This window comes from Reyranella humidisoli, from assembly GCF_019039055.1.
In the GTDB taxonomy this organism is placed as follows: domain Bacteria; phylum Pseudomonadota; class Alphaproteobacteria; order Reyranellales; family Reyranellaceae; genus Reyranella; species Reyranella humidisoli.
In genome coordinates, this window is sequence record NZ_JAHOPB010000001.1 from 580,895 (window position 1) to 606,188 (window position 25,294).

20 protein-coding genes are annotated in these 25,294 nt (G+C 68.3%); 10 read left to right on the forward strand and 10 right to left on the reverse strand.

All coding sequences use genetic code 11. The features are described 5' to 3' along the window. Position 1 precedes the first annotated feature (1 nt). From KQ910_RS02880 to KQ910_RS02925, 10 genes are all read left to right on the forward strand, one after another. Positions 2-1,054, forward strand: coding sequence for a hemin-degrading factor (locus KQ910_RS02880; protein WP_216956983.1), 1,053 nt, complete (start codon positions 2-4; stop codon positions 1,052-1,054). After that, positions 1,054-1,914: a heme/hemin ABC transporter substrate-binding protein gene (locus tag KQ910_RS02885; protein ID WP_216956984.1), complete on the forward strand. Its 861-nt coding sequence runs from the start codon at positions 1,054-1,056 to the stop codon at positions 1,912-1,914. The genes KQ910_RS02880 and KQ910_RS02885 overlap by 1 nt, the downstream gene beginning before the upstream one ends. Then, positions 1,911-2,945: a FecCD family ABC transporter permease gene (locus tag KQ910_RS02890; RefSeq protein WP_369408277.1), complete on the forward strand. Its 1,035-nt coding sequence runs from the start codon at positions 1,911-1,913 to the stop codon at positions 2,943-2,945. The genes KQ910_RS02885 and KQ910_RS02890 overlap by 4 nt, the downstream gene beginning before the upstream one ends. Before the next feature lie 2 nt (positions 2,946-2,947). Next, a complete protein-coding gene (locus KQ910_RS02895; protein ID WP_229600519.1) occupies positions 2,948-3,721 on the forward strand; it encodes a heme ABC transporter ATP-binding protein in 774 nt (257 codons plus the stop codon). A 122-nt stretch (positions 3,722-3,843) separates the two neighbouring features. After that, positions 3,844-5,094: a hypothetical protein gene (locus tag KQ910_RS02900; RefSeq protein ID WP_216956986.1), complete on the forward strand. Its 1,251-nt coding sequence runs from the start codon at positions 3,844-3,846 to the stop codon at positions 5,092-5,094. 8 nt (positions 5,095-5,102) lie between these two features. After that, on the forward strand, positions 5,103-6,551 hold the full coding sequence (locus KQ910_RS02905) for a hypothetical protein (protein ID WP_216956987.1): 1,449 nt from the start codon (positions 5,103-5,105) through the stop codon (positions 6,549-6,551). 39 nt (positions 6,552-6,590) lie between these two features. Beyond that, on the forward strand, positions 6,591-9,557 hold the full coding sequence (locus KQ910_RS02910; protein ID WP_216956988.1) for a virulence factor SrfB: 2,967 nt from the start codon (positions 6,591-6,593) through the stop codon (positions 9,555-9,557). A gap of 18 nt (positions 9,558-9,575) precedes the next feature. Beyond that, complete coding sequence (locus KQ910_RS02915) at positions 9,576-12,245, forward strand: virulence factor SrfC family protein (RefSeq protein WP_216956989.1); 2,670 nt, start codon at positions 9,576-9,578, stop codon at positions 12,243-12,245. A gap of 9 nt (positions 12,246-12,254) precedes the next feature. Continuing rightward, positions 12,255-13,337 (forward strand): tetratricopeptide repeat protein, encoded by a 1,083-nt coding sequence (locus KQ910_RS02920; RefSeq protein ID WP_216956990.1) that lies wholly within the window; start codon positions 12,255-12,257, stop codon positions 13,335-13,337. Then, complete coding sequence (locus KQ910_RS02925) at positions 13,334-13,813, forward strand: hypothetical protein (RefSeq protein WP_216956991.1); 480 nt, start codon at positions 13,334-13,336, stop codon at positions 13,811-13,813. The genes KQ910_RS02920 and KQ910_RS02925 overlap by 4 nt, the downstream gene beginning before the upstream one ends. Positions 13,814-13,830: 17 nt before the next feature. On the opposite strand, the gene KQ910_RS02930 is transcribed toward KQ910_RS02925, so the two are convergent. The 10 genes from KQ910_RS02930 to cyoB form a co-directional block, all read right to left on the reverse strand. After that, positions 13,831-14,514 carry a response regulator gene (locus tag KQ910_RS02930; protein WP_216956992.1) on the reverse strand — a complete coding sequence of 228 codons (684 nt, stop codon included), beginning with the start codon at positions 14,512-14,514 and terminating at the stop codon, positions 13,831-13,833. After that, entirely contained in the window at positions 14,504-17,179 is a 2,676-nt protein-coding gene (locus KQ910_RS02935) for a DUF4118 domain-containing protein (protein ID WP_216956993.1), read from the reverse strand. Before KQ910_RS02935 ends, KQ910_RS02930 begins: the two co-directional genes overlap by 11 nt. Positions 17,180-17,194: 15 nt before the next feature. Further along, on the reverse strand, positions 17,195-17,785 hold the full coding sequence (gene kdpC / locus KQ910_RS02940; RefSeq protein ID WP_216956994.1) for a potassium-transporting ATPase subunit KdpC: 591 nt from the start codon (positions 17,783-17,785) through the stop codon (positions 17,195-17,197). Positions 17,786-17,796: 11 nt separating this feature from the next. Beyond that, a complete protein-coding gene (gene kdpB, locus KQ910_RS02945) occupies positions 17,797-19,845 on the reverse strand; it encodes a potassium-transporting ATPase subunit KdpB (protein ID WP_216956995.1) in 2,049 nt (682 codons plus the stop codon). Positions 19,846-19,857: 12 nt separating this feature from the next. After that, complete coding sequence (gene kdpA / locus KQ910_RS02950) at positions 19,858-21,567, reverse strand: potassium-transporting ATPase subunit KdpA (RefSeq protein ID WP_216956996.1); 1,710 nt, start codon at positions 21,565-21,567, stop codon at positions 19,858-19,860. A gap of 7 nt (positions 21,568-21,574) precedes the next feature. After that, positions 21,575-21,664, reverse strand: coding sequence for a K(+)-transporting ATPase subunit F (gene kdpF, locus KQ910_RS02955; RefSeq protein WP_216956997.1), 90 nt, complete (start codon positions 21,662-21,664; stop codon positions 21,575-21,577). Between the two features lie 217 nt (positions 21,665-21,881). Further along, positions 21,882-22,394 (reverse strand): hypothetical protein, encoded by a 513-nt coding sequence (locus KQ910_RS02960; RefSeq protein ID WP_216956998.1) that lies wholly within the window; start codon positions 22,392-22,394, stop codon positions 21,882-21,884. 15 nt (positions 22,395-22,409) lie between these two features. Then, on the reverse strand, positions 22,410-22,724 hold the full coding sequence (gene cyoD, locus KQ910_RS02965; protein ID WP_216956999.1) for a cytochrome o ubiquinol oxidase subunit IV: 315 nt from the start codon (positions 22,722-22,724) through the stop codon (positions 22,410-22,412). Next, on the reverse strand, positions 22,724-23,323 hold the full coding sequence (cyoC, locus tag KQ910_RS02970; protein ID WP_216957000.1) for a cytochrome o ubiquinol oxidase subunit III: 600 nt from the start codon (positions 23,321-23,323) through the stop codon (positions 22,724-22,726). Before cyoC ends, cyoD begins: the two co-directional genes overlap by 1 nt. Further along, positions 23,320-25,293, reverse strand: coding sequence for a cytochrome o ubiquinol oxidase subunit I (gene cyoB, locus KQ910_RS02975; RefSeq protein WP_216957001.1), 1,974 nt, complete (start codon positions 25,291-25,293; stop codon positions 23,320-23,322). Before cyoB ends, cyoC begins: the two co-directional genes overlap by 4 nt. Position 25,294: the final 1 nt, after the last annotated feature.

The window sequence follows — 25,294 nt, forward strand, 5'->3', positions numbered from 1 at the left end:
CATGCTCTCGCACTCGAACACCGAACTCGCCACCCGCTGGAGCCGCCTGCGCGGCGAGAAGCCCGCCCTGCGCATCCGTGATGCCGCCGCGACGCTGGGCGTCGGCGAGGCCGAACTGGTGGCGCTCGGTGTCGGCCAGACCGCGACACCGCTCACGGCCGACTGGCGCGGCATCCTGAACGACATGCCGGCCGTCGGCCGCGTGATGTGCCTGACGCGCAACGAGCATTGCGTGCACGAGCGCCATGGCCGCTTCGAGGAGGTCGATGTAAAGGGCGCGCATGCCGGGATCGTGCTGGGCACGGACATCGACCTGCGTCTGTTCCTCGGACAGTGGAAGCATGGCTTCGCGGTGCGCGAACCGCTGAAGCAGGGCGAGCGGCTCAGCCTGCAGTTCTTCGACGGCACCGGCGAGGCAGTGCACAAGATCTACGCCACCGACGAGACGGATCGGCCGGCCTTCGACGCGCTGATCGCGCGCTACGCGGCCGCTACGCCGCCCGAGATGAAGATCGCGCCGGGCGCCGTCGATACCGCCGACCGTCCCGATTCCGAGATCGACCTCGAAGGCCTGCGCGCAGCCTGGCGAGGCATGAAGGACACCCATGAGTTCTTCGGCATGCTGGGCAAGTTCAAGGTCGGTCGCGTCCAGGCGCTGCGCCTGGTGGGCGAGGATCTGGCGCGCGAGCTGCCGGTGCGGTCGCTGCGCGCTGCCTTCGAGGCCGCGGCGGCCGACGGCACGCCCGTCATGGTCTTCGTCGGGAATCGCGGCTGCATCCAGATCCATACCGGTCCGGTGAAGCGCCTGGTCGCCACACCGGGCTGGTTCAACGTGCTCGATCCCGACTTCAACCTGCACCTGCGCGACGAGGGTGTGGTGCGCGTCTTCTCGGTGCGCAAGCCGACCGAGGACGGCATCGTGACCTCGCTCGAGGCGTTCGATGCGAACGGCCGCAACATCCTGCTGATGTTCGGCGCCCGCAAGCCGGGCAAGCCCGAGCTCGAGGACTGGCGCGCCATCGTCGCCAACGTCGAGAAGCAGGCGGCTTCCTGATGAAGCGCCGTACCGTCCTCGGGCTGGGTGCTGCCGCCGCCGTCGCGGCTCTCCCGGTCCATGCACAGCAGCCGCCCCGCGTCGTGTCGGTCGGCAGCTCCATTACAGAGATCATCTACGACCTCGGCGCCGAGAAGCTGCTCGTCGGCGTCGACACGACCAGCCTCTATCCCGAGGCTGCACGGAAACTGCCGCAGGTCGGTTACATGCGGGCGCTGTCTGCCGAAGGCGTGCTGTCGCTGAAGCCGACCCTGATCATCGCGACCACCGCGGCCGGGCCGGCGGGCGCACTCGACCAGCTCAAGGCGACCGGCATCGAGATCATGATCCTGCCGGACAAGTACGACTATGACAGCGTGGTCACCAAGATCGCCGCCATAGGCAAGGTGACCGGCAAAATCTCCGAAGCCGACTCCATGATCGCCAGGGGACGCGAGGCGATGAAGTCGCTGGCGGACCGGCTGGCGACGGCCAAGAGCCATCCGCGCGTGCTGTTCCTGCTGTCGATGAGCGGCGGCGCCCCGCAGGCCGCGGGCCGTGACACGGCGGCGGCCGGTATCATCAAGCTGGCCGGCGGCATCAATGCCGTCGACGGCTATTCGGGCTACCGGCCGCTGACGCCGGAATCGGTCATCGCCTCCAATGCCGACTATGTGCTGGTGACACGTCAGACGGTGCAAGCCATGGGCGGCAGGCAAGCCATTCTCGACCAGCCCTCGCTCAACCGCACGCCCGCCGGCAAGGCCGGGAAGATCGTCGAGTTCGACACGCTGCTCCTGCTGGGCTTCGGGCCCCGCACGCCCGAAGCCGCCACCGAGCTCGCCATGGCGCTGCATCCCGACCTCGTCCGCGCGCCGTGACGGCGTTCGCGCTGCGTCGTCCGATCCCGCTGTTCGCGCTCGCCGCTCTGGCGAGCGTGGTCGCGAGCCTGTGCATCGGCGCCTTCCCCGTCGGCCTCGGCCAGATCCTGTCGGCCATCGGCCTGTCGAACGAACCGCTCGACGACACCACGGCGGCGGTCCTCTACGCGATCCGCGCGCCGCGTGTCTTCGCGGCCTTCGCCGTCGGCGCCGCGCTGGCCGCCGGCGGGGCCGCGATGCAGAGCCTGTTCCGCAACCCGCTGGCCGATCCCGGCCTGCTGGGCGTGTCGAGCGGCGCGGCGCTGGCCGCGGTCTCGGTGATCGTGCTGGGCGAGAGGGTGATGCACATCGTGCCGCCGGAGCTGCGGCCCTGGTCGCTGCCGGTCGCAGCCTTCCTCGGCGGGCTCGCGGCCACCGTCCTCGTCTATCGCATTGCCGCGCGCGAGGGCGTGACCCTGGTGGGCACGCTGCTGCTGGCCGGCATCGCCATCAATGCGCTGACGTCCGCCGGCATCGGCATGCTGGTCTTCGTGGCCGACGACCAGCAGCTTCGCACGCTGATCTTCTGGACCATGGGCGGCTTCGGCTCGGTCACCTGGGTGGCGATCACGCCCGCCCTTCTCATTCTTCTGATCAGCGTGCCGACCCTGCTGCCGACCGCGCATCTGCTCGATGCGCTGGCACTGGGTGAGCGCGAAGCCGGTCATGTCGGCGTCGACGTCGAACGCCTGAAGAGGCGCCTCGTGGCCCAGGTGGCGCTTGCGGTCGGCGCCGGCGTGGCGATCTCGGGCATCGTGGGCTTCGTCGGCCTGATCGCGCCCCACATCGTGCGCCTGTTGCTCGGCCCCTCGCATCGCACGCTGCTGCCGGCGGCCGCCCTTTTCGGCGGGGCGTTTCTCGTGCTCGCGGATGCGCTGGCGCGCACCATGGTCTCGCCGGCCGAACTGCCGATCGGCGTGTTGACGGCATTGGTCGGCGGTCCGTTCTTCCTGTGGCTCCTGGCGAGCCGTGCCGCACGGGGTGGCCTGTGAAGATGCTTCAGGCGATCGGCATCGAGGTGCGCGTGCGCACCAAGACGCTGCTGCGCGATGTCTCGCTCGAGGTCGAGCCAGGCGAGTTCGTGGCGATCATCGGCCCCAACGGCGCCGGCAAGAGCACGCTGCTCAATGCCCTGGCGGGCGACCGTCCCTTGACCTCGGGCGAGATCCTGCTCGACGGGCGGCCGTTCGGACAGTGGAGCAAACCGGAGCTGGCACGACGTCGCGCCGTGCTGCCGCAGCATTCGGCCGTGGCCTTCGACTTCACCGGCCTGCAGATCGCGATGCTGGGACTGCTCGCCTTTCGCGGCACCCTGTCGGAACGACAGATGCAGGCACTGGCCGAACAGGCTCTCGCCGAAACCGAGGCACTGGCCTTCGCCGACCGGCCCTACACCGTTCTGTCCGGCGGCGAACGCCAGCGCATCCAGCTGGCGCGCGTGCTGGCGCAGTGCGACGCCGACCCGTCGGCGACGCCGTTCCTGCTGCTCGACGAGCCGATCACCGGCCTCGATCTCTCGCACCAGCACGCCGCCCTCGCCAGCGCGCGCCGACGCGCCGATCGCGGCCTGGGCGTTCTCGCCGTGCTGCACGATCTGAACATGGCGGCGCGGTATGCCGACCGCGTCGGCATCGTCGAGGACGGTCGTGTGACCAATCTGGGGCCGACGCGAGAGACGCTCGACCCGGCACGGCTTTCCGCCGTTTTCGCGACGCCCATCGTCCGAATCGAGACCGGCAGTGAGGCTGCATTTCTCAGCCCCGGCTGATTCACCGTGAATCGGTGTTCAATCCGACATAAACCCGCCGGATTCGAACGATGATATGATGCCTCAGCCAGTACTCAGATTACTGACCACGGGCATCCATGGGCGAACGCCCCACTTTGTTGATGACGACGCGACTCGGCGTGCGCCCCTTGGGCGTGCGGGGCGAGCCCTTGCATTCGGTGGCCAGCCAGCTCCTGTCCGTCATCCGGCGCCGGCTGGGTGACGGCCCGGCCGATCTGCTGGCCGAGCCGCAGCTTCGCGAATCGGGCGACGGCATCGACTGGTATGCCGCGCGCGGCGGCACGGTTCAGCGCCTCTCCGAACTGGGCGAGGCCGAGCGCGCCGAGGCATTGCGCACGGTCGAGGATCGGCTCGCCCAGATCGGCACCCTGGGCGCCCAGCTCAAGGGCTCGGAGACCAGCGAGGAAGCTCGGCTGATCGGCCGCACGCTCGAACTCTCCACCTCGCGCCCCTCGGACGATTTCGTCTTCATGGTCGACGGACAGCCGGTGATCGTGGCCTGGGGCTATGAAGACGACGCCGCCGCAAGCCTGCAGGCCTTCCCGCTCGCGACGGTCCCGCCGGCCGCAATGCCGCAGGCCGTATTCGCCAGCGCACCGGCCGCGGCCCTGCCGGCCACGCGCATCGTCGGCTGGGCGCCGTGGTTCAGCGCGCTGCTGTTCGGCCTGCTGCTCCTGCTGCTGTTGCTTCTGACCTCGTGGCTGCTGCGCGCCTGCGTCCCGGTCGACCCGACGCTGAACGTCGCCACGATCGAGACCCCGGCACCGCCCGCCCCGGAAGCGCCACCCGATCCGACGCCTCTTCTGAAGGCCGCCCTCGAGTCGGCGGGCGACGAGGAACGCAAGCTCAAGGCGGAACTCGTGGCGCTGGAAGCCGAACTCAAAGGCAAGCTCGAACAGTGCAAGCCGATCGAGCCGCCCAAACCACCGGCGCCTCCACCGGTGGCCAAAGTTGACCCGCCGAAGCCACCGCCTCCTCCGGCACCAAAGCCGCAGCCGCCCCAGCAGGCCTCCGCGCCGCCGACCAACCGGCCGCCGCCGGGCCAGCTCCCGTGCGACTGGTCGGGCGATTCGGGCGGCGAGGGCGTGACGCGCAACAAGCACTATCTTGGCGACAAGCCGGGCTTCGTGGCCCTCAACTACCAGCTCTTCGTGCGGCCCGACGACATCAGGGTCATGTATCGCGGCCAGAACATCGCCGGCACCGGCGGAGCACGCAGCGGGCGCGGCGGCTTCGGATTCGATTGGAACCCCGTCGCCGGGGATTATTCGGTCGACGTGATCGTAACGGGTGAGCAATGGGGCACGCGCTGGAACTACGCCATTTCCTGCCCGCGTGCCGGCAGACGGTGAGGAACTAGATGACCGCAGGTCCGCTACTCGTCAGTGAGCCGCTGCAGCGCTACCGCGCGCTCGGCCTGGCCGGCGATCCGGTGTGGCGCGCCGCGGGACAGCTGCGCGCCGCCATCGCCGCACGCCTGTCGCGCGAGCATGCCGATCTTCTGGCATTGCCCGAAGCCGAACCGAGCGGCCGCTCTATCAACTGGTACGCGCCGTTCGACGGCGATGTGAAGCGCCTCGGCGATCTGGATGATGCCGAGCGACGCGAGACCCTCGACAGGGTGCAGCGCCTCCACGGCGAGATCGCTGGCCTCGCGACGCAGATGGAAGCGGTCGACCGGTCGAACGCCGAGCGCAACTTCGCCCGCCTGCTGCGCCATGCACTGACCGCGCCGGGCGAGGAAACGCTCTACGTCGTCGACGGTCGCCCGGTGATGGCGTTCTGGGGCTTCACGGCCGATGCCGCGCTTCCCGGCGTGTTCCTCAACAGTCCACCGCCAGCCGTTGCACCACGCGTTGCCGCGCCCCTGGTCGCCCGGCCCGAAGCCGTGATGGCTTCCGCTCCGGCAATCGCTGCCGTCGCGGCGCCGCGCACCGTCTGGTGGCAGTGGCTGCTGCTCGGCGTGCTGCTGATGCTGATCCTGGCGCTGCTGGCTTGGCTCGTGCGGCCCTACCTGCCGCGCCTCGAACCCTATATCGAGGCGGAGGCGCGCGAGCGTGCGTTGAGCTTCGCCGTGCGCCAACCGATGGAACTGCAGCAGACCCGCGTATTGACGCTCGTGCAGGACAACGAATCGCTGCGTCTCGAACTGGCGCGCCTCACCGACGAGCTGTCGCGTCGCGGCGGCGATTGCGCCGCGGGCGTGCTTGGACCAGGCGGCGTGATCGTCGGTTCCGTCGGCGGCCCACCGATCGAACGCGGCGCCGGGCCCGATGCCGCCGGGGCCATCAACGATCCGAACAAGGATGCGTCCAAGGAGCTCGACAAGCAGCAGGAGGCCATGGGTCCGAACGGCAAGGACACCAAGGGCCTGGACGAGCAGAACAAGGACAAGAACACCGCGTCGAAGAACGATCCCAAGAAGGACGAGCCCAAGCCGATGGTGGTCCCGCCCGAATCCAAGCAAAAGCAGGACCTCGCCTTCCTGAAGGGCGACTGGCGTTCGCGGACCGGCCTCGCCACCGCGACCGGCGAGAAGGACATCCGCCCTTCCTACACGCTCGACGACAAGGGCAAGGGCAAGGTGTCGTTCACCCAGAAGAACGGCGCCACCTGCGAGGCCCCGGCCGAAGCACGCTGGGACGGCACCAAGCTGGTGATCGAGGAGAAGAGCAACCCGCGCTGCAGCGACGGCAAGACTTACGCCCGCAATACCGTGAATTGCGAGATCGGCGCCGACGGAGCGGCGCAATGCAAGGGCAGCCAGCCTGGCGACCCGCGAAGCTACAAGGTGCAGATCGGGCGTTGAGACCTTACATACACATGATGATGGCCGTATCGGAATGACATGAGCGACCTTGCCCGCCTGCCGAGCTATCCCAGCCCGACGACGCTGATTGCCCGCTCCGGCATCCAGTTCCTCGACTTCGGCTTCGACCCCGTGCGCCTCAAGGTACGCGAATGGGGCTTCCATGACGCCGCCGCCTCCAACGCGGTCGACGATCTGGTGCAGCTCGACTTCGACGAGGGCCGCGGCCAGTACGAGGTGGTCGAGAACGGCCGCCGGCGCGCCGCCGATCCCAACCTCGTCATCACCGCCAAGGACGCGCTCGCACCCTTTCTCGACAAATGGGTGCCGGTGCCGTTCCTGCAGGTGCGGCCCAACAACCAGTTCCGCGAAGGCCCTGCCGACTGGGCGCGCGTGCGCGTGGTCGACCTCGAGGCGCGCTACGGCTCGGGCTATCGCGACGAGCAGGGCAACCGCTATCGCGCGGTGCTGGCCTTCGACACCGGCCTGATCGCCGAGGCCGAGGGCCGGGCCTATCTCGCGCCTTCGCCCAAGGACGTGACCTCCGGTGCCTTGTTTTCGCTGGCGCCGCAGCAGCGCGCCAATCACTGGCTGCTGCGCCAGGGCTGGATGGTGCAGTGGCTCGACGAGCTGTTCCACGAGCTGCATCCGCGCGCGACGGCGGAAGAGATCGACAACGACATCAAGCAGAAGCCGCAGGAAGCGACCGCGCGCTACCTCGCCTTCCTTGGCCTGCTCGCGGCGGCCGCGCACTTCCCGCCTGTCAAGCTGGTGGGCGATGCCGAGCGGCCGGGTCGGGGCGCGATCGAGGTCGACCTGGTGCTCGACGTCGGCAACTCGCGCACCTGCGGCCTGCTGATCGAGGCGGCGGGCGAGTTGGGGGTCAACCTGAACGATTCCTACGAACTGGCCCTGCGCGACCTCTCGCATCCCGAGGTCGTCCACACGCGCCCCTTCGAATCGCGCGTGGAGTTCGCCCAGGCGTGGTTCGGCAAGAACCATCTCTCGCGACTGGGCGGTCGCGCCGATGCCTTCGTCTGGCCGACCATGACGCGCGTCGGTCCCGAGGCGACGCGGCTGGCGGCTCGCCGGCGCGGTACCGAGGGCAATACCGGCATGTCGAGTCCCAAGCGTTATCTGTGGGATGAGGAAGCGCAGACCCGCGAATGGCGCTTCAACGTGGCCTATGCGCAGGACCAGACGGCGATGCCGGCCGCCGCCGGGCCGATGGCCCAGCTCGTGAACCAAAAGGGCGAGCCGCTGCATCTCGTGGATGCCGACGCCGATTCGGCCGACCACCTGCCGGTGTTCGAGCCGCTTTACTCACGTTCTTCGGTCATGACGTTCGTCCTCACCGAAGTGCTGCTGCAGGCGCTGACGCTCATGAACTCGCCGCAGCAGCGCGGCCGGCGCGCCCATGCCGAGACGCCGCGCCGTCTGCGCCGCATCGTGCTCACCCTGCCGACCGGCATGCCGCTGGCCGAACGGCTGATCTTCCGCAAGCGCGCCGAGGCCGCGCGCGACCTCGTCTGGATGATGATGGGCTGGAAGCTCGACGATCCGGCGGCGCCGGCGCCGCGCGTGCTCACCGACTGGGACGAGGCGAGCTGCACGCAACTCGTCTACCTCTACACCGAGGTCGCCCGCAATTTCGGCGGCGACGCACGCCGCTTCTTCCAGATCACGCGCAAGCCGCGCGGCAAGCCGCCCGAGGACGTGCTCAACATCGCCAGCATCGACGTGGGTGGCGGCACGACCGATCTCATCATCAACTCTTACCGGCTCGAAGGCGCCGGAACGTCGGTGACGCTGTTCCCGGAACAGAAGTTCCGCGAGGGCTTCAACGTGGCCGGCGACGACATCCTGCTGCGCGTCGTGCAGGGCCATGTGCTGCCGCCGATCGAGGCGGCGCTGCGCACCGCGGGCATCGCCAATCCGGGGGACCTGATGGCCGAGCTGGTTGGCGGTGATCGCGGCGGCGAGGACGTGATCCAGCGTAACCTGCGCCAGCAGTTCGCGCTCCAGATCGCCCAGCCGATCGCGCTCGAGTTCCTGCGCGCGGCCGAGACCTACGATCCGACCTCCGGCGTCGTCGCGGCCGAGCCGCGGGCCTACGAGACATTCTTCCCGGGCGGCGCCAAGCCGTCGGACGAAGTCGTCACCTTCGTGAACGAGGCGGCACGCAAGCGCGGCGCCCAGAACTTCGACCTGCGCGCCGTCGTTTTCCCGGTCGACCTGCCGGGCCTCGACAAGACGGTGCGCGCCGAGATGGGTCGCGTGCTGGCGCCGCTCGCCGAGATCGTCCACGCCTACGATTGCGACGTGCTGCTTCTCTCCGGCCGGCCGTCCCGCCTGCCCGGCATCCGCGCGCTGGTGATGGAACTGCTGCCGCTGCCGCCGGAGCGGGTGATCTCGCTGCACGAATATCGCGTCGGCGCCTGGTATCCGTTCCGCGACGCGCGCCTGCGCGTCGAGGATCCGAAGACCACGGTCGCGGTTGGCGCCATGATCGCGGCGCTGGCGCAGTCGCAGCTTCCGGACTTCTCCTTCCGCTCCGACCTGCTGCGCTCCAAGAGCATCGCCCGGTTCATCGGCAAGCTCGACGGCGGCGGCCGCCTGCAGAAGGAGGATCTCGTCTATCGCGACGTCGATCTCGACAATCGCGAGTACGAGCTGCCCGAGATCGCCTTCGAGTTCCGCGGGCCCATGTGGCTGGGGGCGCGCCAGCTCGACCTGGTGCGCTGGCCGGCGGCGCGGCTCTATGCACTCGAATTTGCCAAGCCTGAGTATGCAGAGCGCCATGCGCGCGAGACGCCGTTCAAGATCGCGCTCGCCCGGGTGAAGCCCAAGGACAAGGACTCGGGCGACGTCGAACGTTTCCGTCTGCGTCAGGTGACCAATCGCGACGGCCGCGCCGTCGCGCTCGATCGCCTGACTCTCCGCCTTCAGACACTGCCGCGCCGTGAGGGCTACTGGCTCGACACCGGCATGCTCAAGACCGGTTAAGGGACCATCGGGAAGATCATGGACACAGTCGATCTCAAGCTGGCCCAGGACTGCGAGGCGCTGGCCGTCGCCGCGAGCGAGGGCGTAGCGTGGCTGCGCAACGCGGCGGAGCAATCCCCGACCGTGGCGCAGCAGGCCCCGTCGCTGGTGAGCGAGCTGCAGAAGGTCCGTAACCAGAGCCGCAAGCTGGCGCGCGCCGCGCGGCGCCGCATGTGCGTGGGCGTGTTCGGCCCCAGCCAGGCCGGCAAGTCCTATCTCGTCTCGATCCTCGCGAGCCGCGACGGCCGTCCCCTGCAGGCGCGCTTCGCCGACAAGACCTACGATTTCCTGCGCGAGATCAACCCGCCGGGCAATCGCGAGTCGACCGGTCTTGTCACGCGCTTCGGCCTGGGCCTCAGCGACGGCTCGGCCGAGTTCCCGGTGCGCGTGCGTCTGCTGACGCAGACCGACATCGTGAAGATCCTGGGCAACTCCTTCCTGCTCGACTTCGACCACCAGAAGGCCGAGTTCGTCGGCCCGGACGGTGCGGCGATCCGCAAGCGTCTGACTGAACTTCGCGCCAAGGCACATCCGGCGCCGGTCGGCGATCTCGAATCCGACGACGTGCTCGACCTGATCGAGTATTTCGACACCTTCTTCGCAGGCGTTACCGCCGAGCTGCGCACCGACTTCTGGCGCGAGGCGATCGATCTGGCGCCGCGCCTGTCGGGCCACGACCGCGCCCGCCTGTGGTCGGTGCTGTGGTACGACTTCCAGCCTTTTACCGATCTCTATCTCACGCTCTACGACGGACTGCAGAAGCTCAGCCACGCGCCCGAGGCACTGCTGGGCATGGACGCGCTGATCCCGCGCGAGAAGAGCATCGTCGACGTGCTGACGCTCGACCGGCTCGGCGCCGACAACGACGATCCGCTGCTGGTGCGCCCCAAGCAGGCGGATGGCCGCTCCTCACCCGACGCGCGACTGCCGCGCTCGCTGGTCTGCGCGCTAACCGCCGAGCTGAACGTCGCGATCGACGAGAAGCCGTGGGACTTCTTCGATCACACCGATCTTCTCGACTTCCCCGGCGCCCGCTCACGCCTGAAGCTCGCCAACCTCGACGACGTCGCCAAGACCAAGGGCGTGGCCGAGGGGGCCAACCCGCTGCGCGAGCTGCTGCTGCGCGGTAAGGTCGCCTATCTGTTCCAGCGCTACTCGGCCGAGCGCGAACTCAGCGCCATTCTCCTGTGCATTCCCGACGGCAACCAGGAAGTCCGCGACCTCTCCGACATGATGACGGCGTGGATCGACCAGACGATCGGCGCCACGCCGGCGGATCGCGCCAAGCAGAAGAACGCGCTGTTCCTCGTGCTGACCAAGATGGACCGCGAGTTCGAGCAGAAGGCCGGCGAGACCGAGGAATCGCGCCGCCTGCGCTGGAGCGCGCGCCTCGGCAATTCGCTGGTCAACAATTTCCGCGGCGAGTGGCCGCTGAACTGGAACGGCAAGCCGTTCGACAACAGCTTCTGGCTGCGCAACCCGACCGTCATCGACGAGCGGCTGATGGACTATGACGGCGGCCGCGAGGTCGGCATCGCCGACAGCTTCGCCCAGCGCGCCGGCGAGCTGCGCCGCCACTTCGTCGAGAACGAAGACGTGCGCCGCCACTTTGCCGATCCGGCCCTGGCTTGGGACGAAGCCTTCCGCGCCAACGATGGCGGCGTGGCGCATCTCGTCAAAAGCCTGATCCCGGTCTGCGATCCCGCCATCAAGCGCGCCCAGGTGCGCGGCCAGCTCGACGTGCAGCTGCGCCGCCTGGTCGACCGGCTGGCCGGCTTCCACAGCGCGTCCGACGGCGATGCCCGCACCAAGAAGCGCGACCTCGTGCACACGGTGCTGCGCGGTCTCGCCAACGTCATCCAGCAGCAGCTGTTCGGCGAACTGGTCGCCGCGCTGCAGATCGCCGACACCGCCTTGCGCGAGATCTACTTCCGCATCGCCATGGCGCAGCCCTCCGAAGAGGGCCTGGGCAAGAACGGCAAGCTGCAGCCCGCCGCCGCGCAGTCGACCGGCGCCGCCGTCGACATCAGCGCCATCTTCGCCGATGTCTTCGGCGAGGAGCCCGGCCGCGCGGCCCCGCCTTCCGGTGTGATCGAGGACCGCGCGGAGCGCTTCGCCCGCGAGGCCGCCGAGTACTGGCTGGAGAACATGCGCCGGGTCGGCGCCGACGAGAAGGCGCTGTCGCATTTCGGCGTCGACCGCCAGCATCTCGGCTGGCTGATCGACGAGCTGATCGTCGGCGCCCATCGCCTGAAGCTGATCGACCAGCTATCCCACGAGGTGCGCGCGCTGGAGAACGCGGCCAACGCCAAGTGGGAGGAGATCGCCGAGCGCCAGGTGCGCACCGCCTCCTCGGCGCTGAACGGCTATGTGAGCGCGCTGGGCTTCGACAAGCTGCCGCTCGACCAGCGGCCCGGCCTGCCGCCCAACGCGCCGCAGCGCCGCGTCTTCGAGCAGCCGACGATCATGATCGACGGCATCCCGCAACTCAGCGAGAACCCGGCGCCGATCTACGCCGATTATTGCAAGGACTGGATGCGCGCCTTCCTGCAGCTTGCGATGGACAATGTCGGCTACGAGGGCGGCCGCGAGATCACGCCCGAGCAGAACGACCGCCTGGGCGCCATCCTGCGCACCGTGGCGGCCTAAGGACTTTCGATGCCCGTCCGCGCGACCATTGCCCCGCTGCCGGAACCCGGCCACGCGCTGCTGCGCGTGAGCGAACTCGACGCCGCGCCGGACGGCCTCACCCTTTCGATCCAGCGCCAGCAGGGACCCGACACGCATCTGGCCGACGATGGCTGGCGGCGCACCGAGACCTGGCTTCTGCCCGACGAGGTGAGCCGTAACGGCGACGTGCTGGAATTCCATCTCGGCCCCGAGATCTGCGACCGGCTGGCCGGCATCGCCACGATCCGCCTGCGCGTGCGCGAGCCCGACATCGGCGTGGTCGGGACAACCGTAGTGGCCTGGCCCGCGATGCTGACATCGGGAGCCGCCGGCGCCTCCGGCACCTACGACGACACGGTGCGCCTGCGGCGCCGCCAGCAACCGGCGCCGCCGCCCGAGCCCGAACTGCCGCCACCGCTGGAGATCGCGCCCGAGCCGCCGCCGCCCCCACCGCCGCGTCCCGACTTGCGGGCGGCGCGCGATCCGATGGCGGACATGCCGAAACGCTCCGGCGCGACGCGATGGATGATCGCGGCTGTCCTCGTGCTGCTGGTCGTGGGCGGCGGCTATTATTACTGGACCAACCATCTGCATCCGCCGGAGCCCGTCGTTGCCACGGCGACCCCGCCCACGCCGACGCCCGTGCAGCCTCCCGCGAAGTCGGTGCGTGAGACGGTCGCGGAGTATCTCGCAACGAAGCCCACGCCCGAAGCCATGCTGGCCAAGGCCCAGGACTTCGCGAAGGCCGGCGACACCGCGGCCTCCTTCCTCGTGTTCCGCCAGGCCGCCGAGCAGGGCAACGCCGCCGCGCAGCTCGAACTTGCGTCCTTCTACGATCCGATGGCGCCGGCCAGGGCAGGCTTCCCGCACGACGGCACGCAGGCGGCCGACTGGTACGAGCGCGCAGCGCTGACGGGCCTGGCCGAGGCCCAGCGCAAGCTGGGCCTGCTGCTGGCCAAGGGCGGCGCCGGGCTTACCGCCGATGTGACAAAGGCCCGGGTTTGGCTACAACAGGCGGCGGCACAGAACGATGCCGAGGCAAAGAAGGCGCTGGACGGTCTCCCCAAATGAAGTTGAGTCTTTTGCTGCCGGTAACGGCGGCGCTTCTCGCCGGTCCTGCGCACGCTCAGACAGCAAGCAAACCCGCAAGCCCGCCGCCGGCCAACCTGGCCTGCGGCGTCCTGAAAGCCGAAGCCTCGAAGACGGGCTCGACTTCGAACTGGACAGTCTCCGGCCCCTCGGGAAAGAACACGGAGACCGGCGTCCTGAAGAGCGGCCCACGCTTCGAATGCGTCGACGGCGCCGTGCTGACCGTCGAATTCACCTCGACGGCCGGTCACTCCTTCTTCGACGCTTACTTCCCTGACGGCACCAACATCGGCTACGGCCGCCAGCAGATCGACCGTCGCGGCGGACGTGTCGTCCTGCCGATCCAGGCCAAGGGTCGCATCGCCGCGCCCTATCGCGCCGCCTTCGACTATCACTGCAAGCTCAGCATGCCGGCCGATCCGATCACGCCGGCCATGCGCGCGGAGTGCGCCCCTTAGGAAGGCGCAAAGGTCCCTCAGACCAGCCGGTACCCCACGCCCGGCTCGGTGAGGACGTGCTGAGGCGAGGCCGGGTCGGTCTCGATCTTCTGGCGCAGCTGGCGGATGTAGACCCGCAAATACTGCGGATCGACGGCCTCGTCGCGCCAGACCTCCCGCAGCAGGTGACGGTGCGTCAGCACCTTGCCGGCATGGATCGCGAGCTGTTCGAGGATGTCGTACTCCTTGGGCGACAGCTTCACCGTCTCGCCCTCCCGCTCGACCAGCCGCCGCACCAGGTCGACCTTGAGCGTGCCGCTGGTGAAGCCGCGGTCCGCGCCCTGCTGCTGAAGCCGATGACGCAACGCCGCGCGCAGACGCGCCATCAGTTCCTCGGCGCCGAACGGCTTGGTGACGTAGTCGTCGGCGCCGGAATCGAGGGCGGCCACCTTGGTGGCCTCTTCGCCGCGGCCCGAGAGAACCACGATGGGGACCGGCCCGAGCTTGCGTATCTCGGCGATCAGCTCGAGCCCGTCGCGATCAGGCAGGCCGAGATCGAGCAGGATCAGGTCCGGCCGGTGATGCCGCATCGCCTGCAGCGCCTCCGCGCCCGTCCCCGCTTCCAGCGTGCGATACTCATGGGCCGCGAGGGTCGTGCGCAGCAACCTGCGGATCGGCGGCTCGTCCTCGACGATCAGGATCGTGGCGCCGTCAGCCGTCATTGGGGAACACCGGGAAACTCACCATGAACTCGGCCCCGCTGCGATCGCCCCGGTTGCGCGCGGTGAGCGTACCGCCCATCGCCTCGACGAAGCCACGGGCGATGGCGAGGCCCAGGCCCGTGCCGGCCCGCCGCCGGTCGCCCGATTCGGCGCGATAGAACTTGTCGAAGATGCGGTCGAGATCGCCCTCGCCAAGTCCCGGCCCCTCGTCGCGGACCATGATCGCGGCCCGGCCGCTCTCCTGTCTCGCTTCGACCGAGATCCGGCCGCCGGGCGCGGAATACTTGGCCGCATTGTCGAGAAGGTTGAACAGGACCTGCTCGGCCAGGACGAAATCGAGTTGCAGCGCAGGCAGGTCGGGAGACACCGCGCTCGACGTCTCATGCCCGGCAACCAGCGGTGCCGCGCGCCGCAGAGCGGTCGAGACGAGATCGCCAACCTCCACCGCTTCGCGCTTGGGGACGATCGCCCCGGCATCGAGGCGTGTCATGTCGAGAAGGTTGCCGACGAATCGGTCGAGCCGCTCGGCCTCACCCTGCGCCGTCGCCAGCAGCTCCTCGCGCGCCGCTGCGTCGTAGCGCTCGCCGAAGCTGCGAAGGCTGGAGAGCGCGCCGATGATCGAGGCGAGTGGCGTGCGCAGGTCGTGCGATACCGAGGTCAGCATCGCCGAACGCAGCCGTTCCCGTTCGGCGCCCAGCCGCGCCTGGTCGATATCCTCGGCCAGGGTCACGCGCTCGATGGCGACGGCGGCCTGATTGCCCACCGCTTCGAGCAGCCGGCGTTCGCCTGCATTGAGCTCATGCCCCTCCTTATTGGGCAGTACGCCGATCACCGCGATGGCCGAGCGGCTGGTGCGGATGGGCAGGAACAGCCAGCGTCCACCCGGCAGCGTATCGGTGCCGCGTCCGGCGGGCCGATCGGCATCCCACGACCAGCGCGCGGCCGCGAGGTCCGCGTCGCTCAGCGCGCCGTCGGGCGGGAAGGCCGCGCGGGTCGTGAGGCCGCCGGCCTCGGGCATCAGCACGACGATCTCCGCCCCGAGCAGCCGGGCGAGATGCGAGACGACGATCCAGAGGAGATCGTAGAGATCGACGACACCCGCGATCTTGCGGCTGAAGGCGTAGAGCCCGGCGGTGGTCCGCGCCTCGCGACGGGCTGATTCTGTCTGGGTGCGGGTCCGCGCCGCCAGCGCGCTCGCGATGACCGCCACCACGACGAACAGGAAAAGCGCCATCACGTTGGCGGGATCGGCGATGGTGAACTGGTAGAGCGGCGGCAGGAAGAAGAAGTTGAAGCAGGCGACGCTGAGCGCCGAGACCCACAGCGATGGCACCAGCCCGTGCCGCGCCGCCGAGAACAGCACCGGCAGCACGTAGACCAGCGAGACGTTGGGCAGCACGATCAGCCGGTCGATCAGGACGCCGATGGCGGTGGCCATCGCCGCGCCCAGCGCGCCCTCGAGGTAGGGGCCGGACGTGAGCGGCACGTCGCGCAGCCAGTCGCGCGGCCCGCTCTTCTGCTCGCCCTCGCCAGACGGCGCCACCTCGACGGCGAGACCCGAGCCCGCCCTCACCAGTTCGTCGACCACCGAGCCGTGGCGCAATTCGAACCAGCGCGAACGCCGCGACTTGCCGACCACGACGCGCGTGGCGTTGCGCGAGCGCGCAAAGGCCAGAATCTCCTCGACGACCGAGCGGCCGGGCACGGTTACGATCTCGGCACCGAGCTGGGCCGCCAGACGTTGCGCCTCGGCCAGCCGCGCATGCTCGGCGTCGGACAGCGTGGCGTGCCGGTCGGTCTCGACATAGAGCGCGATCAGTTCGGCATCGAGCGCGTCGGCGCTGCGCTTGGCGGCGCGCACGGCATTGGCCGCACCGGGGCCGGGATCGAGGCAGACGATCACCCGTTCGCCCGCGGCCCAGGGGCCGGCGATGGCATGCTCGCGCATGTAGCTGCGCATCTGCTCGTCTACGCGTACGGCAGTGCGCCGCAGCGCCAGTTCGCGCAAGGCCGTCAGGTTGCCCGGCGAGAAATAGTGGCGCAGCGCGCGTTGGGCCTGGTCACGGACATAGACCTTGCCCTGGGCAAGGCGGGCGATCAGGTCGGCGGGCGTCAGGTCGATCAGTTCGACCTCGTCGGCGGCATCGACCACGCGGTCCGGCACGGTCTCGCGCACTCGGATGCGCGTGATCCGCGCCACCACATCGTTCAGGCTCTCGATATGCTGGACGTTCAGGGTCGAATAGACGTCGATGCCGGCGGCCAGCAGCTCCTCGACGTCGAGGTAGCGTTTGGGATGGCGACTGCCCTCGGCGTTGGTGTGGGCGAGCTCGTCGACGAGGACCAGCGCCGGACGCCGCTTGAGGATGGAGTCGAGGTCCATCTCGCCGATCGTGCGGCCGCGATACTCGACGATGCGGCGCGGCAGGATCTCCAGTCCCTTGAGCTGGGCCTCGGTCTCGACGCGGCCATGCGTCTCGACGACGCCGACCACCACGTCGATACCCTCGCGACTGCGGCGATGGGCGGCCGACAGCATTTCCCAGGTCTTGCCCACGCCCGGTGCCGCGCCGAGGAAGATCTTGTGCTTGCCGCGCGACTCCTTTTCCGCCGCCTTCAGGAGCGCGTCGGGCGAGGGCCGGAGATCGTCAGAAGTCGCGGGCATTCAGGCCGATCATTGTCACCGCTTGGGCAGCGCGTCGAGGGCGAGGTTGAGCTGCAGCACGTTGACCCGCGCCTCGCCCAGCAGGCCGTACATGCGGCCCTCGGTGTGTTGCGCCACCAGCGCCTGCACCTCGGCCTCGCGCAGGCCGCGCGCCTTGGCCACCCGCGCCACCTGCCACGCGGCCGCCTGCGGCGAGACGTGCGGATCGAGGCCGCTGCCGGAGGTCGTCACCAGGTCGACCGGCACGCCGCGGCCGAGCCGGTCGGCGTCTTCCCTGACGCGGTCGACCAGGGCCTTGGAGGTCGGCCCCAGGTTCGAGCCCGCCGACCCGGCCGCGTTGTAGGGCGCGGCCACGGTCTTGGTCGAATCGGCCGGATCGGTGTCGGTCGTGGCCGAGGGTCGGCCGTGGAAGTAGCCCTCGCCGGTGAAGGGCTGGCCGATCAGCGTCGAGCCGACGACCTTGCCGTCCTTTACGATGAGCGATCCGGCCGCCTGACCGGGGAAAGTCGCGCCCGCCACTCCCACCATGGCGAGCGGATAGGCGAGACCCAGCAGGACGGTCATCAGCACCAGCATGACGACGGACGCACGGAAATGACGAAGCATGACGATCTCCTTCAGGCGAGGCCGGCGGCCGCGACCACGACGTCGATCAGCTTGATGCCGACGAAGGGCACGACGAGGCCGCCTATTCCGTAGACGAGCAGGTTGCGGCGCAGCAGGGACGCGGCGCCGCTCGGCCGGTACTGCACGCCGCGCAGGGCGAGCGGGATCAACGCCACGATGATCAGGGCATTGAAGATGATGGCCGAGAGGATGGCGCTCTGCGGTGTCGCCAGCCCCATGACGTTCAGCACGCCGAGCTGCGGATAGAAGGCAATGAACATCGCCGGGATGATGGCGAAGTACTTCGCCACGTCGTTGGCGATCGAGAACGTCGTGAGTGCCCCGCGCGTCATCAACAGCTGCTTGCCGATGGCCACGATCTCGATGAGCTTGGTCGGGTCGCTGTCGAGATCGACCATGTTGCCGGCCTCGCGCGCGGCGTTGGTGCCGGTCTGCATCGCGACGCCGACATCGGCCTGAGCGAGCGCCGGTGCGTCGTTGGTGCCGTCGCCGCACATGGCCACCAGCTTGCCCTTGGCCTGCTCCTCGCGGATCAGGCGCAGCTTGGCCTCCGGGGTCGCCTGGGCGAGAAAGTCGTCGACGCCCGCTTCGGCAGCGATCGCGGCGGCCGTCTGCGGATTGTCGCCGGTGATCATCACGGTGCGGATGCCCATGGCGCGCAGCTCCGCGAAGCGCTCGCGGATGCCGCCCTTCACGATGTCCTTGAGATAGACCACGCCCAGGATGCGGCCGTTGCGCGATACGCCAAGCGGCGTGCCACCCTCCTTGGCGATGGTCGTGGCGATGCGGTTCACTTCCTCCACCGGCGGCGTGATGCCGAGCGAGCGGGCATGCTCGATCACCGAATCGATCGCGCCCTTGCGGACGACCGCGCCTTCGTGGTCGACGCCGCTCATGCGCGTCTGCGCCGTGAAGGGCACGAACTTCGCGTGCAGCTCCGCCACGTCGACGCCGCGCAGGCCGTATTTCTCCTTGGCCAGCACGACGATCGAACGGCCCTCGGGCGTCTCGTCGGCCAGGCTGGCGAGCTGGGCCACCTGCGCCACCTCGTCCTCGCTCACGCCCGTCACCGGAATGAACTGCGTGGCGTGGCGGTTGCCCAGCGTGATCGTGCCGGTCTTGTCGAGCAGCAGCGTGTCGACGTCGCCCGCCGCCTCGACCGCGCGGCCGGAGGTCGCCAGCACGTTGAAGCGCACCAGCCGGTTCATACCGGCGATGCCGATGGCCGACAGAAGCGCGCCGATCGTCGTCGGGATCAGGGTGACGAACAGCGCGATCAGCACGACGACGGAAACCGCGCCGCCGGCATAGGTCGCGAAGCTCGGAATGCTCACGACCGCCAGCACGAAGATCAGCGTGAGGCCGGCCAGCAGGACACTGAGCGCCAGTTCGTTGGGCGTCTTCTGGCGCGCGGCACCTTCGACCAGGGCGATCATGCGGTCGAGGAAGCTCGATCCCTCCTCCGCGGTGATGCGAACCTTGATCCGGTCCGACAGGACGCGCGTGCCGCCGGTCACGGCTGAGCGGTCGCCGCCGGCCTCGCGGATGACGGGCGCGGATTCGCCGGTGATGGCCGATTCGTCGATGGTCGCCACACCCTCGACGATCTCGCCGTCGCCGGGCACGAGGTCGCCGGCCTCTACCAGCACCTTCTCGCCGACCTTTAGCGTGTGGGCGCGGCGCGGCTCGAACGTGTCGCCCACGCCCAGGAGCACCTTGGCCATGGTCTCGCTGCGCATGCGGCGCAGCGTGTCGGCCTGCGCCTTGCCGCGGCCTTCCGCGACCGCCTCGGCGAAGGTGGCGAACAACACGGTGATCCACAGCCAGATCACGATCTGGATCTGGAAGCCCGAGCCCGTCACGCCGGTCGCGATGTCGCGCACGGTGAGGACCGTGGCGGCCAGCGCCACCATCTCGACGGTGAACATCACCGGGTTCTTCACCAGCTCGCGCGGATCGAGCTTGGCGAGGCTGCCCAGCAGGGCCGGCTTCAGGATCGCGGGGTCGAAGAGCGACTGCGACTTGTCACGTTTACTCATGATGACGCCTCGTTAGAACAGCGTGCCGGCCAGCAGGGCGAAATGCTCCGCGATGGGGCCGAGGGCCAGGGCCGGAAGGAAGGTGAGACCGCCGACGATCAGCACGGCGCCGACCAGCAGGCCGACGAACAACCCGCCATGGGTCGGGAAGGTGCCGGCCGAGATCGCGGCCTTGCGCTTGGCCGCGAGCGAACCCGCGATGGCCAGCATCGGGATGATGATGGCGAAGCGGCCGACCATCATCGCGACGGCGAGCGTGCCGTTGTAGAAGACGGTATTGCCCGTCAGGCCGCCGAAGGCGCTGCCGTTATTGCCGGCGACCGACGCGTAGGCGTAGAGAATCTCGCTGAAACCGTGCGGACCTGCGTTGGCCGGGCCGGCCAGTCCCACCGGGATGACACTGGCCAGCGCCGTGAACGCCAGGATGGCAAGCGGGCAGCACAGGATCGCCAGCATGGTGAACTTCACCTCGCGCGCCTCGATCTTCTTGCCGACATATTCCGGAGTCCGGCCGACCATCAGACCGGCAAGGAAGATTGCCAGGATGGCGAACAGCAGCATGCCGTAGAGGCCTGCGCCGACGCCGCCGATGATGATCTCGCCCAGCAGGATGTTGAGCAGCGGGACCATGCCGCCGAGGGGCATGAAGCTGTCGAGCATGGCATTGACCGCGCCGCACGAGGCGGCCGTGGTGATCACGGCGAACAGGGTCGACAGCGTGATGCCGAAGCGGACTTCCTTGCCCTCCATGTTGCCCGCCGCATTATCGACGCCGAGCGCACCCAGCAGGGGATTGCCGCCGGCCTCGGCCCAGTAGCAGACGACGACACCGGCCAGGAACAGCACGCCCATGGCGGCCAGGATCGCCCAGCCCTGGCGCTCGTCGCCGACGGCGCGGCCGAACACGTTGGTGAGCGCGGCACCGATCGCGAAGATCGACAGGATCTGGACAAGGTTCGAGAACGCGGTGGGATTTTCGTAAGGGTGCGCGGAGTTGGCATTGAAGAAGCCGCCGCCGTTGGTGCCCAGCATCTTGATCGCGAGCTGCGAGGCGACCGGACCCTGGGCGATGGTCTGCCTGGCGCCCTCGACGGTCGTGGCCTCGACATAGGACGACAGGTTCTGCGGCACGCCCTGCCAGACGTAAAAGATGGTCAACAGCACGCAGAACGGCAGCAGCACGTAGAGCGTGGCGCGCACCATGTCGACCCAGAAGTTGCCGATGCCCTTCGACTCGGCGCGCGCAAAGCCGCGGACCAGCGCCACGGCGAGCGCAATGCCGGTCGCGGCGCTCAGAAAGTTCTGAACGGTGAGACCGGCCATTTGCGAGAGATAGCTCATCGTCGATTCGCCGCCGTAGTTCTGCCAGTTGGTGTTGGTCAGGAAGCTCACGGCGGTGTTGCCCGCGAGGTCGGGCGCCACGGCGGACATGCCCTGCGGATTGAGCGGCAGCAGGTCCTGCAGGCGCAGCAGCAGATAGAGGAAGGCGAAGCCCACGATGTGGAAGACAATCATGGCGCGGGCATAGACCCACCAGCTCTGCTCTTCCGCCGGATCGATGCCGGCGAGGCGATAGAAGCCGCGCTCGACTGGCCGCAGTACCGGAGACAACAGGGTGCGTCGTCCGGCCATGACGTTGTCGAGATAGCCGCCCAGCGGGCGCGTGAGCAGCAGCACGAGGCCGCAGAAAAGGGCGATCTGCGCCCAGCCGTTGATGGTCATGGGATCCTCAGAACTTCTCGGGCCGCGCCAGCGCGACCGTGAGATAGACGAGCAGAAGGGCGGCGAGCGCGCCGCCGAGCGCGTAATCGAAGCTCATGGTCGCCTCACAGCCTGTGGCACAGGCGTTCGTAGGCGATCAGCAGGCAGAACAGCACCAGGCCGCCGCCGAAGAACAGGATGTCGAGCACGGCAATCTCCTTCGCCGACATAGAAGGACCGCTAGGCATAGGAATTCGAGCCGGCGACGTCGCGGCCGGCATAGGAAGTTCATAGGAATTTCAGGAGCGGCCGGATCGAGCCGGTCGACTTGCCCGCTAGGTACGGAACCGCAGCGCGACCGCCAGCATGCGCAGCGACAGGAGGGCGAGGCTGAGGCCCAGCATCGCGAACAGCAGGCTGGGCTCGGCGAGCGGCACGCCGCGATAGGGGAAGATCTGGCCGCCGATCAGCATGAACAGCCAGATGCCGCCCCAGCTCGCCATCTCGAACAAAGAGGCCGAACCGGGACTATAGGCCGGGGGCTTTCGATAGGAGGGCGCGAACCGCACCCGCCAGAACATGTAGGCCGAGGCCAAAATGAACCAGAGGAAGGCCAGGAACTGCACGGCCGTCAGCAGGGTCACGGGCTTCGAAACACGACACCAGAAGGCCGGCAGCCCGGCGGCGCACAAGCCATCGAGGAAGCCCGCGGTGAAGCCGACCGCCGGGCCTTCCAGCGACAGGTTCGTGAGCGCGAGATAGACGAGGATCGTCGCCACGACAGGCGATAGGCCGACCATCCACTCCCAGCGAAGGAGCGGCGTCATCTTCGACTTGGCTTGTGCCATCGAGGGAGTCGCCGGCTAGAGCGCCATGCGGGCGTGCAGGTCGAACATGATCCAGAAGCTGCCGCCCACCATGATGAAGAGCAGCAGCGCGGTGAAGACCAGCGCGAGCACGTTCTCGCGCGGCGTGGTCGTGAAGTTGATGTGCAGGAAGAAGCGCAGATGGACCAGCACCTGCAGCACCGCGGCGATGCCGATGACCAGCAGCGTGCGCTGCGGCGGCAGGGCGTGCGTGTAGACCAGCCAGAACGGGATGGCGCTCAGCACGACCGCCAGCACGAAGCCGATCAGGTAGGAGCGAAGGCCGTGCGTGGTTTCCGGAGGACGTTCCATCACAGCAGCCCCGGCAGATAGACGATGGAGAAGATGCCGACCCAGGCGATATCGAGGAAATGCCAGAAGAGTCCGAGCCGCTGCAGCCGCGAGGCGACCGGCATGGTGAGGCCCTTCATCGCGACCTGGGCACCGAGGATCACGATCCAGAGCAGGCCCATGGTGACGTGGACGCCGTGCGTGCCGACCAGCGTGAAGAACGCCGAGAGGAAGCCGCTGCGGTCGGGACCCGCGCCCTGGGCGATCAGGCCGGCGAACTCCCGCACCTCAAGGAAGACGAAGGCCGCGCCCAGCACGAAGGTGATGGCGAGCCACGCCAGAACCGCGCCGCGATTGCCCGCTTTCACCTGAAGGCTGGCGAAGCCGAAAGTCATGCTGGAGACCAGCAGCAGCACTGTCTCGATCGCGGCATTGTCCAGGTCGAAGATCTGCTTGCCCGTCGGACCGCCGGCCGTGCCGGGGATCATGATGGCGTAGGTCGCGAACAGCAGGGCGAAGATTACGGCATCGCCCATCAGGTAGAGCCAGAAGCCGAGCGCCCGCTGCTCGTGGGTCTCGATTTCCTCGCGCTCGTGTTCACTCATGTGGGCGACGCTCATGACCGGCTCCCCATGAGTCGGAACCGTTCGTCCTCGATCGCCTTCACCTCGGCGGCCGACATCGTGAACTCCTGGTCGTCATTGGACGAGCGCACGATCACGGCCGCGAACACGACCGCACCGGACGCCAGCACCAGCCACCAGATGTGCCAGACCATGGCGAAGCCCAGCACGAAGCCGAAGGCGCCTACGATCACGCCGATCGGCGTGTTCGACGGGATGCGGATCGCCTCGTAGCGGGCCGGCCGCTGGTAGGCGACGCCCTTCTCCTTCATCTCGAGGAAGGCCTCGCGATCGCCCACCGTCGGGATCACCGCGAAATTGTACGGCGGCGGCGGCGAGGAGGTCGACCATTCGAGCGTGCGGCCATTGAACGGATCACCCGTCAGGTCGCGCGTCTTGTTGCGGTCGCGGAGCGAGGCGTAGAGCTGCATCACCATGCAGCCGATGCCGCACAGCACGACCAGAGCGCCGGACGCCGCCACCAGCAGGTAGGGCTGCCAGGTCGGATCGTTGTAGGTCTCCATGCGGCGCGGCATGCCCTTCAGGCCGAGCAGGTAGAGCGGCATGAAGGCGAGATAGAAGCCGATGATCCAGCACCAGAAGGCGCCGATGCCCCAGCCGCGGTTGAAGGCGAAGCCGAAGGCCTTGGGGAACCAGTACATGTAGCCGGCGAGATAGCCGAACAGCACGCCCGGGATGATCATGTTGTGGAAGTGCGCGACCAGGAAGGTCGTGTTGTGCATCAGGAAGTCGGCCGGCGGGATGGCCAGCAGCACGCCCGTCATGCCGCCGATCACGAACGTCACGATGAAACCGATGCTCCACATCATCGATGGATGGAACTCGATGCGGCCGCGATACATGGTGAGCAGCCAGTTGAACACCTTCACGCCGGTCGGCACGGCGATGATCATGGTCATGACGCCGAAGAAGGCGTTGACGCCGGCGCTGGAGCCCATGGTGAAGAAATGGTGCAGCCAGACGGTGAAGGAAAGGATGCCGATCGCCGCCGTCGCATAGACCAGCGATTCGTAGCCGAACAGGCGCTTGCGCGAGAAGGTCGACACGACCTCGGAGAAGATGCCGAAGGCCGGCAGGATCAGGATGTAGACTTCCGGATGGCCCCAGATCCAGAACAGGTTGACGTAGTTCATCATGTTGCCGCCATGCGCATTCGTGAAGAAGTGCATGCCGGCGAGGCGGTCGAGGGCGAGGAGACCGCAGGCCACGGTAATGGCCGGGAAGGCGAAGGCCATCAGGACCGAGGCGACGAGCGCGGTCCAGACGAAGGGAGTCATGCGCATCAGGGTCATGCCCGGCGCGCGACGCTTCAGGATCGTCACGATGAAGTTGATGCCCGACATGGTCGAGCCGACGCCCGATATGAGGATCGCCCAGATCCAGTAGTCGACGCCGACGCCGGGATTGTACTCGATGCCCGAATAAGGCGGATAGCCGGTCCAGCCCGCGGTCGAGAACTTGCCGATGACCAGCGAGACCATGACCAGCGCCGCTCCCGCTGCGCTCAGCCACAGGCTGACGGCGTTCAGCCACGGGAAGGCCACGTCGCGCGTGCCGATCTGCAGCGGCACGATGACGTTGATCAGTCCCGTCATGAACGGCATCGCCATGAAGAAGATCATGATGGTGCCGTGCGAGCTGAAGATCTGGTCGAAATGCTCGGGCGGCAGGTAGCCGCCGCTGTTCAGCGCCATCGCCTGCTGGGCGCGCATCATCAGGGCATCGACGAAGCCACGCAGCAGCATGATCAGCGCCAGCACGATGTACATGACGCCGATTCGCTTGTGGTCGACGCTGGTCAGCCAGTCGGTCCAGAGATACTTCCAGGCCTTCAGGTAGGTCAGCACGACGGCGACAAGCAGCGCGCCGCCGACGGTGACGGCGGCGCCGCCCGCGGCGATCGGGCTGTAGAACGGCAGGGCCTCGATCGTCAGTTTGCCGAACATC

What these genes read in the sequence shown, in the direction of transcription:
- kdpA (WP_216956996.1), bottom strand. Translation starts at nt 21,567, where the DNA reads ATGACCATCAACGGCTGGGCGCAGATCGCCCTTTTCTGCGGCCTCGTG.
- KQ910_RS02960 (WP_216956998.1), bottom strand. Translation starts at nt 22,394, where the DNA reads ATGGCACAAGCCAAGTCGAAGATGACGCCGCTCCTTCGCTGGGAGTGG.
- KQ910_RS02895 (WP_229600519.1), top strand. Translation starts at nt 2,948, where the DNA reads ATGCTTCAGGCGATCGGCATCGAGGTGCGCGTGCGCACCAAGACGCTG.
- KQ910_RS02915 (WP_216956989.1), top strand. Translation starts at nt 9,576, where the DNA reads ATGGACACAGTCGATCTCAAGCTGGCCCAGGACTGCGAGGCGCTGGCC.
- KQ910_RS02930 (WP_216956992.1), bottom strand. Translation starts at nt 14,514, where the DNA reads ATGACGGCTGACGGCGCCACGATCCTGATCGTCGAGGACGAGCCGCCG.
- KQ910_RS02910 (WP_216956988.1), top strand. Translation starts at nt 6,591, where the DNA reads ATGAGCGACCTTGCCCGCCTGCCGAGCTATCCCAGCCCGACGACGCTG.
- KQ910_RS02885 (WP_216956984.1), top strand. Translation starts at nt 1,054, where the DNA reads ATGAAGCGCCGTACCGTCCTCGGGCTGGGTGCTGCCGCCGCCGTCGCG.
- cyoB (WP_216957001.1), bottom strand. Translation starts at nt 25,293, where the DNA reads ATGTTCGGCAAACTGACGATCGAGGCCCTGCCGTTCTACAGCCCGATC.
- kdpF (WP_216956997.1), bottom strand. Translation starts at nt 21,664, where the DNA reads ATGAGCTTCGATTACGCGCTCGGCGGCGCGCTCGCCGCCCTTCTGCTC.
- cyoD (WP_216956999.1), bottom strand. Translation starts at nt 22,724, where the DNA reads ATGGAACGTCCTCCGGAAACCACGCACGGCCTTCGCTCCTACCTGATC.
- KQ910_RS02905 (WP_216956987.1), top strand. Translation starts at nt 5,103, where the DNA reads ATGACCGCAGGTCCGCTACTCGTCAGTGAGCCGCTGCAGCGCTACCGC.
- cyoC (WP_216957000.1), bottom strand. Translation starts at nt 23,323, where the DNA reads ATGAGCGTCGCCCACATGAGTGAACACGAGCGCGAGGAAATCGAGACC.
- KQ910_RS02920 (WP_216956990.1), top strand. Translation starts at nt 12,255, where the DNA reads ATGCCCGTCCGCGCGACCATTGCCCCGCTGCCGGAACCCGGCCACGCG.
- KQ910_RS02880 (WP_216956983.1), top strand. Translation starts at nt 2, where the DNA reads ATGCTCTCGCACTCGAACACCGAACTCGCCACCCGCTGGAGCCGCCTG.
- kdpC (WP_216956994.1), bottom strand. Translation starts at nt 17,785, where the DNA reads ATGCTTCGTCATTTCCGTGCGTCCGTCGTCATGCTGGTGCTGATGACC.
- kdpB (WP_216956995.1), bottom strand. Translation starts at nt 19,845, where the DNA reads ATGAGTAAACGTGACAAGTCGCAGTCGCTCTTCGACCCCGCGATCCTG.
- KQ910_RS02900 (WP_216956986.1), top strand. Translation starts at nt 3,844, where the DNA reads ATGACGACGCGACTCGGCGTGCGCCCCTTGGGCGTGCGGGGCGAGCCC.
- KQ910_RS02935 (WP_216956993.1), bottom strand. Translation starts at nt 17,179, where the DNA reads ATGCCCGCGACTTCTGACGATCTCCGGCCCTCGCCCGACGCGCTCCTG.
- KQ910_RS02925 (WP_216956991.1), top strand. Translation starts at nt 13,334, where the DNA reads ATGAAGTTGAGTCTTTTGCTGCCGGTAACGGCGGCGCTTCTCGCCGGT.